10 protein-coding genes are annotated in these 13,434 nt (G+C 38.6%); 3 read left to right on the top strand and 7 right to left on the bottom strand.

The annotated features are described in order from the left end of the window. Positions 1–20: 20 nt before the first annotated feature. Complete coding sequence (locus ACZZZK_RS07265) at positions 21–788, bottom strand: DeoR/GlpR family DNA-binding transcription regulator (protein ID WP_463483558.1); 768 nt, start codon at positions 786–788, stop codon at positions 21–23. A 205-nt stretch (positions 789–993) separates the two neighbouring features. Between ACZZZK_RS07265 and ACZZZK_RS07260 the strand changes: the two genes are divergently transcribed. Together ACZZZK_RS07260 and ACZZZK_RS07255 are read left to right on the top strand one after the other, a co-directional pair. Next, positions 994–4,371 (top strand): DEAD/DEAH box helicase, encoded by a 3,378-nt coding sequence (locus ACZZZK_RS07260; RefSeq protein ID WP_463483557.1) that lies wholly within the window; start codon positions 994–996, stop codon positions 4,369–4,371. Positions 4,372–4,795: 424 nt separating this feature from the next. Continuing rightward, positions 4,796–4,936, top strand: coding sequence for a hypothetical protein (locus ACZZZK_RS07255; RefSeq protein WP_463483556.1), 141 nt, complete (start codon positions 4,796–4,798; stop codon positions 4,934–4,936). Between the two features lie 550 nt (positions 4,937–5,486). Here the strand turns inward: ACZZZK_RS07255 and ACZZZK_RS07250 are convergent. Then, complete coding sequence (locus tag ACZZZK_RS07250; RefSeq protein WP_463483555.1) at positions 5,487–6,275, bottom strand: SDR family oxidoreductase; 789 nt, start codon at positions 6,273–6,275, stop codon at positions 5,487–5,489. A 58-nt stretch (positions 6,276–6,333) separates the two neighbouring features. Then, positions 6,334–6,915, bottom strand: coding sequence for a thymidine kinase (locus ACZZZK_RS07245; RefSeq protein ID WP_265798321.1), 582 nt, complete (start codon positions 6,913–6,915; stop codon positions 6,334–6,336). 122 nt (positions 6,916–7,037) lie between these two features. Between ACZZZK_RS07245 and ACZZZK_RS07240 the strand changes: the two genes are divergently transcribed. Next, positions 7,038–8,243: a hypothetical protein gene (locus tag ACZZZK_RS07240; RefSeq protein WP_463483554.1), complete on the top strand. Its 1,206-nt coding sequence runs from the start codon at positions 7,038–7,040 to the stop codon at positions 8,241–8,243. A 530-nt stretch (positions 8,244–8,773) separates the two neighbouring features. On the opposite strand, the gene rodA is transcribed toward ACZZZK_RS07240, so the two are convergent. Genes rodA through mreC form a run of 4 tightly spaced genes read right to left on the bottom strand, consistent with a single transcriptional unit; the run spans position 8,774 to position 13,391 of the window. Then, a complete protein-coding gene (rodA, locus tag ACZZZK_RS07235) occupies positions 8,774–10,036 on the bottom strand; it encodes a rod shape-determining protein RodA (protein WP_056851796.1) in 1,263 nt (420 codons plus the stop codon). 1 nt (position 10,037) lies between these two features. Continuing rightward, entirely contained in the window at positions 10,038–12,044 is a 2,007-nt protein-coding gene (mrdA, locus tag ACZZZK_RS07230; RefSeq protein ID WP_463483553.1) for a penicillin-binding protein 2, read from the bottom strand. Continuing rightward, positions 12,044–12,559, bottom strand: a complete 516-nt coding sequence (locus ACZZZK_RS07225; RefSeq protein ID WP_463483552.1) for a rod shape-determining protein MreD — start codon at positions 12,557–12,559, stop codon at positions 12,044–12,046. Before ACZZZK_RS07225 ends, mrdA begins: the two co-directional genes overlap by 1 nt. Beyond that, on the bottom strand, positions 12,552–13,391 hold the full coding sequence (gene mreC / locus ACZZZK_RS07220) for a rod shape-determining protein MreC (protein ID WP_463483551.1): 840 nt from the start codon (positions 13,389–13,391) through the stop codon (positions 12,552–12,554). The genes ACZZZK_RS07225 and mreC overlap by 8 nt, the downstream gene beginning before the upstream one ends. Positions 13,392–13,434 lie beyond the last annotated feature (43 nt).

The raw sequence follows: 13,434 nt of genomic DNA, 5'->3' as shown, positions 1-13,434 counted from the left end.
ATAGATGTAAGCTTAATTAATTATTTAGCAATGATGACTTTGACGCCCTTTTCTTCAATTTGATTCACGATAAATTCAGAAACACCGCTATCGGTGATAATGTAATGAACCTGTTCGAAGCCACAAACCTTGCCGAGGCCACGCTTATCAAATTTGGTACTATCGGCCATAATTACAACAGTTTGGGCAGTATCTATCATTTTTTGGTTAAGTGTGGCTTCTGCTAAATTGGTTATCGAGAAACCAAAATCCATATCGATGCCATCTACCCCTAAAAATAGTACACCACAAGATATTTCACTTAGTACCCGTTCTGCATACGAACCGGCTACTGATGAGGAGTTGGAGCGAATTAAACCGCCGAGCTGCAAAACCTCAACATTAGGGCGAGTGCTCAGCTCCAAACCCACTTTTAGCGCAGGCGTGATGACCGTTAAATGCTGGTTTGGGTACAGACATCTGGCCAATTCAAAAACTGTAGTTCCAGAACCAATGCTGATAGAATCACTTTTTTCGATTAAAGAGAGGGCCGCTTTTGCAATCTTTTGTTTCTCATCAGCGTTGATGAATGCTTTTTCATTAATCGTCCGTTCGTTTGCATAGGGATTGTTAATCGATCCACCTCCACGAGTTCTGAAAAGTAAATTTTTATCTTCTAAAAGTTTTAAATCTTTTCTAATAGTAACTCCAGAAACCTCCATCAAATCGGTAAGCTCGATAATGCTTACTTTTCCGTTTTCCTTTAGGTTTTTTAAGATGAATTCGTGTCTGTCGGTAATGTTTTTCATGGACAATATTCGGTTTGGAGCTTAATTTATTTAATGTGAACAAACATAATTTAAAATCAGAGGATTCAAAATTATATTTAGTTAAATTACCTTTCAGTGTGTTTATATTAAATTAACTTTCAAACAGGCTGTTGGTAAAAACTTCCCATTCTATTGCGCCATTATCGCGGGGTAAATGTATTTTTATCCATTATTTCCAATTTAAATGAGTGAAGAGAATCGCAGCGATCAAACGATAGAATTAAATCCTTACGACTATATACTTGAGGGTTTTAATCTCCAAAATTTGAATGCTATCGTAATTTTAAAACATTTAAATCAACAAATACATACCGATGTAAAAGGGTTTTACGGTTTAGTTGCAGAACAAATTGAAATTGATTTTGCTGCGTTCAGTTGCTACGACTCTGCGGCAGTTTTCCCCATTGTTCAGGTTCAGCAGAATGAAAAAAATGTAAAACTTTCTTGCCGTTGCGGAACACCAAAAACTAAGCTATGTGAACATCAGGCGCAGGTTTTATACAACATTTTGTATCGACAAGAATTATTGATTTTTTTCGATAAAAACCTGAGAAAACAGCAGCTGCTCAAAATTGCAGTAAATTATGGGTTAGAATATGAGAAAGATCTGGAGTCGATTTTTAATTTGACTTTACAAGATGGTGAAATAAAAATCAAACCAAAAATTGAAGCACTGCAACCTTTCAATCGCGAAGCGAAAGAACAACTCGAGCAAATGTTGTTGCCAAAGGAGACAGGTAAAAAGCCGAACGTTGATGCTGGTAATCTGATTTTAGTTTTGGGGCAACACCGCTACTACAACAACCTAACTATAGAGCTTTTTGAGGCGCAGATTACCAAAAACGGAAAGGTAAAAAATCCATTAAAAAGTGTAAATCCCAATACCCATATTTTTAAGGCTGAAGAAGGCGACGTATTAAAATTTTATAGTGGAGTTGCTGCTTTTCAACAAAATTATAACAACGAACAAAGTGAAGACGAAATTAACGCTTTGAAGGCCGTTGTTAAAAATCCTTTAAATTTACCTTTCTATATTCAAAGCAATAAGCAATCTTCAGCCATTCAGGCATCAACAATAGCTGCGGTGACTGTTAAAGCACTGGAAGTTGATTTGCGCTTAACTGTTAATCAAAAAGGCGATTTCTTTGAAATTACCGGGCGTTTAAGCATAGAAGGGAAGTCCTATGAAATTGATCAGTTAATGCTGGTCCATCAATATTTTATCCAGCTCAAAGATCAGCTTTACCTTATTACCCGGTTGGATTTGTTGCGGGTAATTGGATTTTTCAAGAAGCAAAGTAATCGCTTAATCCTTCATAAATCGAAATATCCTGAGTTCCAAAAAACAATTTTAGTGCAGTTGGAAGGAAGCATTCATGTAGATTATTCCTACTTAAAGCCTGCAACAAAAAAACAAATTGAAGAAAAGGGCTTTGATTTGGAAACCGAGCAGCTGATTTATCTATCCGAATCGGAAGATTTTATTCTCATCACCCCGGTAATGCGATATGGAAATCAGGAAATTCCTGTACTCTCCAAAAAGCAGATTCACGCACAAGATAAATTGGGGAATGTTTTTACTGTTCATCGTGATGATCATGCTGAGTTACAGTTTATTGGCAATGTGCTAAAGCAGCATCCCTTTTTTTACGATCAGGAGAGTAATGATTCCTTTTACCTTCATCGGAAAAGATTTTTAGAGGAAGCCTGGTTTTTAGATGCATTTGAAACCTGGCGGAATAAAGGAATCCACATTCTGGGCTTCAATACGCTGAAAAATAATAAACTCAATCAGCACAAGGCAAATATTAACATTGAGGTTTTAAGCGGAACCGATTGGTTTGAAACTAAAGTGGAAGTAAAATTTGGAAAGCAAAAAGTCGCCTTAAAGCATTTGCATAAATCAATCAGGAATAAGAGCAAATTTGTTACCCTCGACGATGGCACGCAAGGCATTTTGCCAGAGAGCTGGCTACAAAAATTTACCGATTACTTTAACGCTGGTGAAATTACTGAAGATGCTATATTGACGCCAAAAATAAAATTTGCCACCATTAACGAGCTTTATTTAGATGCTTTGCTTGATGGTGAAGTTAAAAATGAGCTTCAATCTTATCGCCAGAAGTTTGAACATACCGATTCGATAAAGGAAGTTGAAGTTCCAAAGACTTTACAAGCCACTTTAAGGCATTACCAAAAAGATGGCTTAAACTGGCTCAATTTTCTGGATGATTTTAATTTTGGATCTTGTCTGGCTGATGATATGGGCTTGGGTAAAACGATCCAAATTCTAGCTTTTATCCTTTCTCAGCGAGATAAAGTAAAGCACAATACCAATCTTGTTGTTGTGCCTGCCTCTTTAATTTTCAACTGGAAAGCTGAAGTAGAAAAATTTGCCCCATCAATAAAGGTAAAAACGATTTATGGCAATGAAAGAACTAAAACTACCGATACTTTTGATCGCTTTGAGCTGATACTAACCTCTTACGGGACTTTGCTTTCTGATATTCGCTTTTTGAAAGATTATCGCTTTAACTACATCTTTTTGGATGAATCGCAAAACATCAAAAACCCTGAATCGCAGCGATACAAAGCAGTTCGAATGTTGCAATCGCGGAATAAAGTTGTGATGACCGGTACACCGATTGAGAACAATACTTTTGATTTATACGGGCAATTGTCTTTTGCCTGCCCGGGTTTATTTGGCAGTAAACAGCAATTTGCTGATTTATATTCTACCCCAATTGATCAGTTTAAAGATAAGCGACGAGCAGAAGAACTTCAGCAGAAGATCAGGCCATTTATTCTTCGAAGAACCAAAGAGCAGGTAGCTACAGAGCTTCCTGATAAAACGGAAATTATTTTATACTGTGAAATGGGAGCGGAGCAGCGAGAAGTTTATGAGGCAAACAAAAAGGAAATTCAAGATTATATTCTGAATAAAACTGAAGATGAATTACCCAAAAGTTCGATGCATGTGTTAAAAAGCATTACTCAATTAAGGCAGATTTGCAATTCTGCAGCCTTATTGGCCGATGGAAAATCTTTTTTACAGGCATCTTCGAAAATCGATGTGCTTTTGGAGCAAATAGAAAGCAAAGCCTTAAACCATAAAATTTTAGTGTTTTCTCAGTTTGTAAGCATGCTCGATTTAATTAAGAAACAACTTGAAAAACGGAGTATTAAATATGAGTATCTGACTGGCCAAACTAAAAACAGGGAAGAAGTTGTTCAATCTTTTCAGGAGGATAAGGATATTCCCGTATTTCTGATCAGCTTGAAAGCAGGAGGAACAGGTTTGAATTTAACCCAGGCAGATTATGTTTATCTTGTTGATCCATGGTGGAATCCTGCGGTTGAAAATCAAGCCATTGATAGGGCTTACCGCATTGGGCAACATAATAATGTAATGGCAGTAAGGCTAATTTGCCCGGATACGATTGAAGAAAAAATTATGAAATTGCAAGCCACAAAAAAGGATCTGGTTAAAAATTTGATTCAAACTGATGGTGGATTTTTTAAGAACTTAAGCAAAAAGGAACTACTGGGTTTGTTGAGTTAATTTAATCTTTTACAACGCTTTGTCATTCTGAGGTTTTGTTAGTCTGGATTTGTAATCCCGACTTTAGAAGTATGCTCTATAAATCTCGACTAACCCTTTGTCATTCTGAGCGCAGCGAAGAATCTGTTAGATCAAAGATCCCAACATTAATAGTTTACAGATTTTATTTCAGGTGTTGCGGCTAATTGAGTTAGTACTTTGTAGGTTAGGGATTCTTCGCTGCGCTCAGAATAACAGGTTTTTATGAAGCGGTTTGTTAGTCGGGATTTGTAATCCCGACTTTAGAAGGTTTCCTTTAGTTTTTTCGGCTAGCCGCCGATGGGCTCTTTTCTTTTGTCTTGAAACAAAAGAAACAAAAACTCAAGGCTTGAATCCAATGTCGGATAAAATCATCAAAGCTTAATTGGCGGCATCACAAGCTGCGATGAAGAATCGCAGAATACGCGATGCCTTGTTACAGTCGGCATTGAAAGTTGGTACAAAAGCTTTGATGTTTTCTCCTTCCATTGTCTCCTATGCCGGAGAGCATGGCGGAACATCAATAGCAGATATAATACTTCTTTAGTTTGACGTTGCTCGTTCATCCGTTTTGTAAGTCGGGATTTGTAATCCCGGCTTTAGAAGTACGCCCTACAAATCTCCTCCATCGCTTTGTCATTCTGAGCGCAGCGAAGAATCTGTTAATTCAAGGCATCCTACATTAATAGTTTACAGATTTTATTTCAGGTGTTGCGGCTAATTGAGTTAGTACTTTGTAGGTTAGGGATTCTTCGCTATGCTACCATTGACGTTTTTAACTTTCCGTCATTGCCTGCCTGCGGCAGCCAGGCGAGATTGATTTTTCATCGATTGAAGCAATCTCATTTGTTGCATTATTTTATTAAAGGAGATTGCTTCGTCCCTCGCAATGACGACCGTTCTTAATAGAGATTACAAATCTCCCCCATCGCTTTGTCATTCTGAGCGCAGCGAAGAATCTGTTAATTGAAGGCATCTTACATCAATAGCTTACAAATTGTATTTCAGGGCTTGCGGCTAATTAAGTTAATGCTTTGAAGGTTGTGGATTCTTCGCTGCGCTCAGAATGACAGGTTTTTTTGAGGCGCAAGCAAAAATTAAATTGCAATCTGGAAATCGTATTGTAAAAACTCAGGAACGTTAACACTTTCCACAACCTTCCAATCTTTCTTTTCATCTATAAAGAGGGGTTCCATTAAACCAGATGTTTTCGCTGCTTCAGTGTAAAACTCCTTTTTTGTGGGATGGTGAGGAGAGCAAGCGTTATAAATCCGTCCGTAAGCCTGTTTGTCTAAAATTGCAGCAGCAATACCAACCGCATCAGTTTGATGGATGAGATTAACAGGTGCTAAACCATTTGGAACGTCAGTTTTGCCAGCGAAAAACCTGCCGGGGTTTCTATCCGGCCCAATTAATCCCGCAAAGCGGATAATGGTAAAATGATCTGGTAAAGAAGACTTTAAAATATTTTCTGCAGACAATACCACCTTTCCCGAATCGGTATCAGGATGTGTCTCGCTGTTTTCGTTTACTGTTTTATTTTCATCAGCATACACACTTGTCGAACTGATTAATACAACCTGTTTCGATTTATCTTTCGCGGCTGCCAAAATTGATTTTATCTTTTGAGGGTAATCAAGAAGTTCAGCGGAGTTTCTTTTTGGAGGAATGCAGATAAAAAGCGCATCCGCATCAAAGAATTCGTCGTCGGCAATAATTTGCTCAGCTGTGAAATTGATTAGGAACGGATTAATTTTCTCTTCTGCAAGTAAATCAAGTTTTTCGGGCGAAGTAGTAGATCCTTTCACTTCGTAACCAAGCTCAACTAGTTTTTTTGCAAAAGCAAAACCAAACCAGCCGCAACCTAAAATGGAAATCGTTTTCAATTGAATTTTAGTATTTAATATTGACTAACAATCGGATAAGTAAACAGTTTGAAATCGCTTATCCTTTACCCAAATTGTAACAAGCCCTGCATCGTGGCTCATAGCTTTCCTTTTCGCCTAGTAAAACGGTAGCTTCATCAGCCACTGTACGGTAACTATAAAGGGCTGGGTTGCCACAGCAAACACAAACTGCATTTACTTTTGTAACATGCTCGGCAATGGCCATCAAGGCGGGCATCGGTCCAAAAGGTTTGCCCGTAAAATCCATGTCGAGCCCGGCGACAATAACTCTGATGCCTTTGAGCGCTAACTTATTGCAAACATCCGGAAGTTCATTGTCGAAAAACTGGGCTTCATCAATGCCCACAACCTGGGTATTGGTTCCCAATAGTAAAATGGCCGAAGCGCTATCAACAGGAGTGGAGTTTATGGAATTTAAATCATGAGAAACCACAGCACTTTCATGGTAACGGGTGTCTGTACGAGGTTTGAAAATCTCTACATTCAGCTTAGCAATTTGGGCTCTTTTCAGTCGGCGGATTAGCTCTTCAGTTTTTCCAGAAAACATAGAGCCACAAACCACTTCAATACTTCCTGAAAATTCTCCCCTTCTTCTAAAATTCTGTTCGCTAAATAACATGCCCTATTTTTTATAACCCGGTGGATTCTCTTTAATTTTAAACCGAACAAATATCATAATTATGTGTTATTTTTGAATACATAGTTACCAACATAAATCGACCAAAAAATCGTTATCACTTCATGATGAACCAACAAGATATCTTTAAAAAAGTAGGCAATATTTTAACAGAATTAAATGAGCAATACCAGTTCTTGGCTCAAAATCCTGAACAATTAAACGATTTAGAAGTGGAGCTATTTTTAGCGAATGCCGATTTTTTAGCAGATCATGTTCGCATTGTACAAAAGTTAAACAGCACTTCGCAACAGCGAAATGTAACTACTCAGGAGATACCATTTGTGCCTCAACCAGAAACTTTAGAAGATGAAATTTGGGCGGATAAAAGTGATTTAGAGGAAGAGGAAAGTTTCGACACCACTGAGCTGGAGGAAATTGCCACTGCAGAGGAGGAGGAAGAAAGAGTGGATGTAAAGCAGGAGCAAGAAGTTTTGGATGATGAAAAAATTCATGAAGATGTTGCAGATGAAGTTTTAGAAAAAGATTTCTTTAAACCCGATCAGGATGATCATTCTTTTGAGTTTGTTTTAGGCAATCACAGTACTGATGATAAATTCGATTATGAGGAAAAGTCGGTTGAAGAGATTTTCGATCGCCCGCTGAGTAAAGATGAAGAACAGGTACTTGCTCAAAAGAAAATGATCCATGAAAAAGAGGAGCAGCCAAATTTTGTTGAGGAAACCTTGACAACTGAAGAAGATGAAATTGGTCCGGAGCCATTTTTAATTCCTCATGATGATGAACCAGAGGTTAGAGAGGTTGAGGTTGACGAAGAGGTTGAGAAAGAGGTTGAGGTTAAGAAAGAGGTTGAGGCTCCGATTGATAATTTTAAACCTATCGAAGCATTAAGAGATGTAGAGATGGACGATCCTATTATTTCGCCACCAGTGGTTGAAGAAAGACCCATGTTTATTCCGGAAGCGATTCCGGTTAGACCTCCAGTTCAACCCATTTCATCAACGCCAGCACCAAGTTTAAATGATTTGTTGGCCAAAACACATGCTAATAACGAAGAGCCAATTAAAGCACCAATAGCTGATTTAAAACAAGGCATCAGTTTAAATGAAAAATTACTGTTTGTTAAAGATTTATTTAAAGGATACAATCTGGCCTATTCAGAAGCGATTGACATTGTAAACAAGATGAATAGCTTTGAAGCTGCAGATAGCTTCTTGCAGACAAATTATGCTGCTAAAAATGACTGGGCCAGCAAACAGGCAACCGTCGACCAATTTTACGAATTGTTGAATAGAAGATTTAGGATTTAGGTTGTAAGTTATAAGTTAAAGGTTATAAGTCTGATCGCATTAAGGTGAAACCCTTAACTCGCAATCCATTCCTATGATCGTCGTCAGTGCTAAGATGATCCTTCATCATCTGTGGCAATCTCATTCGTATTTAGTCAGGATTTGCAACAAATATTTGGAGTCGAGATTGCAAATCTCGACTAACGACGATTTGCAATCCCGTTCCAACGATCGTCATTGCGAAGCTAATCCTTCATTAGCTGAGGCAATCTCATTCGTGTTTATTCAGGATTTGCAATAAATATTTGGAGTCGAGATTGCAAATCTCGACTAACGACAAATCCCTTGCCAACGATCGTCATTGCGAAGCTAATCCTTCATTAGCTGTGGCAATCTCATTCGTATTTTCGTCGGGATTTGCAATAACCTATTTTTGAGTCGAGATTGCAAATCTCGACTAGCAGCGAACTAGCCCGCTGACTATACGACTATATCTTTGCTCTTTACTCCTTGATCTTTGCTCTTTACTCCTTGATCCTTACTCATTGCTCTTAAAAAAATCCCATTCTATTTGAATCCAGTTTCAAAAAGATAAATAGCAAAATGGTGAAGCTCCATAAGGAAGAACCACCATAACTGATTAGCGGCAGGGGTATTCCAATTACCGGAATAATTCCAATGGTCATCCCTATGTTAATGAAGACGTGGAAGAAGAGAATACAGGCCACACTGTAACCGTAAACTCTGGAAAACGTAGAGCGCTGTCGTTCGGCTAGGTTAATCAACCTCAACAGTAAAAAACTATACAATCCAATCACGACCAAACAGCCCAAAAATCCCCATTCTTCACCAATGGTAGAGAAGATAAAATCGGTACTTTGTTCTGGTACATAGCCGTATTTAGTTTGTGTTCCTTCTAAAAACCCTCTACCTGTAACCTGCCCGGAGCCTATGGCGATTTGAGATTGAATTACGTTATAACCCGCACCTCTGTTATCTGTTTTTAGGCCAAGCATCAGCTCAATACGACTTCTTTGGTGTGGAGCCAAAACCTTTTCGTAAGCAACTTTGATTAAAAAAAGATAACCAATAGCAAAAACAGTAACCAAAACTGTAGAGAAAATAATTTTCTGTTTCCTGCGGTTATTGTAAATAAATAAACCCGCAATTACGGTGATAATGGTAATCAAAATCCACGTTGGTACCAGAAAATCGGCTACAAACAATACGATCATTCCCAGAAATATCAAAAGGAAATAACCAGATAAACCTTCACGATAAAGGGGAAACATAAAGGCCAGGAAGACTAACGCAGAGCCTGTATCAGGCTGAAGCATAATTAATAGCAACGGTGCACCAACAATTAAGGCTGCAATGGCGATTGATTTAAAATCGCGGAATTTAGGGTTAAAACTACCTACGTATCGGGCCAGAAGCAGAGCAGTTCCAAATTTGGCGAATTCGGCAGGCTGCAGTTTAAAGGAGCCAATGGCGATCCAGGCCTGATTACCCGCCACTTTATTTCCGATAACTAATACCGCCAGGAGCAATAACAACGTACCCCCGTAAATAAAAGGGGAGAAGACGTTAAAAAGTCTGCCATCAAATAGCAAAATGGCTAAGCCTAAAATTAATCCGGAAATCACATAAATAAGCTGTTTGCCGTAAAGTTCGCTAAAACCAAAGGCAATCGTTTTCTCCGGAGGAACAGAAGCGTAAATGTTGACAAATCCAATAGCGCATAACGCAATATAAATCAAAACGGTAATCCAATCTACATTGAAAAAGAAACGGTTTCCCTGTTGTTGCTGCATTTTACTTTTGGGTTACAGGGTTTTCTAATGGAACGGTTTTGCTTCCTTTTGGCTTGGTGGCCACACTTTGTTTAATAGTTGCCGCCCTTATGCTCAAGCTATCTTTCACTTTTTTGGTTGAATCCGCTTTTTTAATTAATAGGCTATCTGCTTTGGTCACGATCTTAACTGGCTTCGTCTTATCTTTTAAAACAGGTAAAAGATTCTGGCTTTTCATCCATTCCACCTGAGCGGCTCTTGAGCCTGTAACTTTGCCTTTTAAATACTTTTCAATCATGTAACTGGCAATGGGAGCGGCATAGGTACTTCCAAAACCTGCATTTTCTACAATAACCGCAATTGCGATTTTCGGATTATCGCGTGGGGCAAAACCGATAAAAACAGAGTGATTTTTACCATGTGGATTTTGCACTGTACCCGTTTTACCGCAAAGTACCACATCAGGTATTCTTGATAATATCGCGGTTCCCCAACTGGTGTTAACTGCATCTTGCATGCCATCAATCACGGGTTCGAAGTGCTTGGCATCAACGCCAACATATTTTTTATCTACGTATTCCTTTTTAATCTTATCGCCCATTGCCCTAATGATATGGGGTTTGATATAGTAGCCACGGTTGGCAATGATGGCCATTGCATTGGCCATCTGCAGCGGCGTCGCCGTAATTTCACCCTGTCCGATAGCCTGCGAAATTACATTAGTGTAGCCCCAACGTTTGCCATAAATTTTATCATAATGATCTGCTTCATAAAAATATCCTTTTCTTTCATAAGGCATATCAATATCCAATTTTTCTCCGAAACCGAATTTCGCAATCTTATCCCGCCATTCTTGATAAGTTTTTCTTTGGTTCTTCATCCCATTTTTGGTGATCAACTTTTGAAAGACGTAACAAAAATAGGTATTGCAAGATCGGGCTATGCCTCTTCGTAAAGAAATAGAACCATCAAAGTGTTCGCATTTAATTTTTCTGTTTCCAGCTTGATAATAATGCGGACAGAAGAAAGTTGTATTTGGATCGATTACCCCTTCTTGCAGGCCAATTAAGGCATCAACAGGTTTGAAAGATGAGCCTGGAGGATAATAACCCATGATGGGCCTCACCAATGATGGGCGATAAGGGTTACCAACAATGAACTTCATATAATTATTGCCCTGATCCCGACCAACCAGTAAATTAGGGTCGTAACCTGGGCTACTAATCAAAGATAGTATTTCGCCGGTAGCAGGCTCAATGGCTACAATTGCACCCACTTTGTCTTTCATCAACTCTTCGCCAAGTTTCTGAATGCGCATATCAATACCAGATATCAGGCGTTCACCTGAAACCGCATTGATATCGTACTTGCCATCTGCGTAACTTCCTTGTGGCGTATTATGAGCATCATATACCGTATTCACTACTCCTTTCTCCCCCCTTAAAATCTCTTCGTATGATTTTTCCAAACCGCTCTTTCCTTTGTAATCGCCTGGCCTGTAGAATCCTTCCGAATTGGCAATATCAGCACTATCCACCTCTTTTACATAGCCAAAAAGCTGTCCGCCCACGCTGTCAGGATAGTGCCTTACCGTTCTGTCTTGTGTTCTGAATCCTGGAAAACGATATAGGATTTCCTGCAAACGGGCATAACTTTGAACAGATATTTGTTTAAGAAAAGGGGTAGATTGATAAGTCGATTTTCCTCTCGCTTTGCGTAAATTTTTACGCACATCATCAATGGAAATTTCTAAAGCCTGGGCAAGTGCCAGCGTATCGAATTCTTTAACCTCGTTTGGCGTAACCATTAAATCGTAAACAGGCTCATTTTGAACGATAACTTTTCCGTTGCGATCTAAAATGGCGCCACGGGCAGGGTATTTATAAATTTTGCGCAAAACATTACTCTCAGCAGAAAGAAAGTATTTATCACTAACAATCTGGATATAAAATAATTTCCCCAATAAAATCAGGGCGATTACAATAAATAATCCTTGAACGATATATTTTCGGTTAAATAATTGATCCATTAGCGGGACGTTCTTCTATAGAATATAAACTCTACCAATAAAATAATAAGCAGTGTAAAGATACAACTTAAGCCGCATCTCATTAAGGTATAGCCAATTTCGGTTAACCTAAATGTTTCTAAAAAGAACAGCACCAGGTGGTGCGCAATCACACAAAGAAAAGCATATAGCGAAAACCATTGGAAGCCCATATAACTTAACGAAGGTTCTGGGTCGTCAATTGCATCGCGGTTTAAACTAATTGAAATAAAAGATATCCTTACAAAGGCCAAAACGATACAGGCCGTAGCATGAACGCCCATCGTATCGTAAAATGCATCGAGTGTTAAGCCCGTTGCAAAAGCCAAAACGTAAAGTAAAATGTTAGGTATGCCAAAGGGCAATAAGAGTAAAAACAAAACGTAAACAAAGGGGGTAGAAAGATCGTAAAAGCCCATGTTTTTGAGCAGAAATATCTGAACAAAAAGGAGCAAAATCCACCTGATTATATTTACAATGACTATTCTACTATTCATTTGGCTTAATTAAGCTCTCCAAAGCTTTCTGCTCTTCAGCTCTTTTGTCTTTTACCACGTAAACGTATTGTAACGTACTAAAATCGGTAAATAAATTTAACTCACCCGATAAAAAATTATCATTGGTTGCTACATTTGGTTTAATAATTCTACCCACTAAAATCCCCTTTGGAAAAGAACCAAAGCCGGAGGTTACCACAGAATCGCCCACCAGCATTTTAATGTGATTGGGAACTTCCTTAATTAATGCTTTTTTGATATCGAAATTTGAATCTCCCCAAACCAACGACCCCAAAGCCGTATTCTTTTTAAGCATTACACTAATCCGGGTATCTTTATGCAATAATGATTGAATGGTGGCCAGGTGTTCAGAAACATCCCGAACTAAGCCTACTACCCCACGCTGTGGCGCAATTACAGCCATGCCACTTTTTATTCCATCCAAGCTGCCCTTGTTAATCGTCATGACGTTATTGCGAAGGGTAATGGAATTTTTAATCACCTTTGCGGCTAAATACGTGTATTGCTGATCGGTAACCGTATCAATTACTTTTACATCTTTAGTCGTATCAACTGTAGTCAGGTTTAATAAATGAGTTTTCAGTTTAGCATTTTCGGCCGCTAAACTGTCGTTTACCATCCCCAGATTCATGTATCTTTTAAAAACATTAAGCCTTTCGTATGCAGTACCCACAATTTCGTTAGATGAATTTAAGGTTACGCTGCGCTGATAGGCATTGTTTTTTACCGTAAGATAAATGCCGATGATGAAAAAGATGATAAACAGGAAAAATGCGTTGTATCTGCTGATGAAAATCCAAAGGTTACGCATGCTGATTTACGGTTTTAGATTGACGATTTACGATTGCCGGCAT

It is taken from the genome of Pedobacter sp. AC163 (genome assembly GCF_979258665.1).
Note: the sequence above shows the minus strand (reverse complement) of the source record. Positions and strands in the feature narration are given on the sequence as shown.

What these genes read in the sequence shown, in the direction of transcription:
- ACZZZK_RS07265 (WP_463483558.1), bottom strand. Translation starts at nt 788, where the DNA reads ATGAAAAACATTACCGACAGACACGAATTCATCTTAAAAAACCTAAAG.
- ACZZZK_RS07260 (WP_463483557.1), top strand. Translation starts at nt 994, where the DNA reads ATGAGTGAAGAGAATCGCAGCGATCAAACGATAGAATTAAATCCTTAC.
- ACZZZK_RS07255 (WP_463483556.1), top strand. Translation starts at nt 4,796, where the DNA reads ATGAAGAATCGCAGAATACGCGATGCCTTGTTACAGTCGGCATTGAAA.
- ACZZZK_RS07245 (WP_265798321.1), bottom strand. Translation starts at nt 6,915, where the DNA reads ATGTTATTTAGCGAACAGAATTTTAGAAGAAGGGGAGAATTTTCAGGA.
- ACZZZK_RS07240 (WP_463483554.1), top strand. Translation starts at nt 7,038, where the DNA reads ATGATGAACCAACAAGATATCTTTAAAAAAGTAGGCAATATTTTAACA.
- rodA (WP_056851796.1), bottom strand. Translation starts at nt 10,036, where the DNA reads ATGCAGCAACAACAGGGAAACCGTTTCTTTTTCAATGTAGATTGGATT.
- mrdA (WP_463483553.1), bottom strand. Translation starts at nt 12,044, where the DNA reads ATGGATCAATTATTTAACCGAAAATATATCGTTCAAGGATTATTTATT.
- ACZZZK_RS07225 (WP_463483552.1), bottom strand. Translation starts at nt 12,559, where the DNA reads ATGAATAGTAGAATAGTCATTGTAAATATAATCAGGTGGATTTTGCTC.
- mreC (WP_463483551.1), bottom strand. Translation starts at nt 13,391, where the DNA reads ATGCGTAACCTTTGGATTTTCATCAGCAGATACAACGCATTTTTCCTG.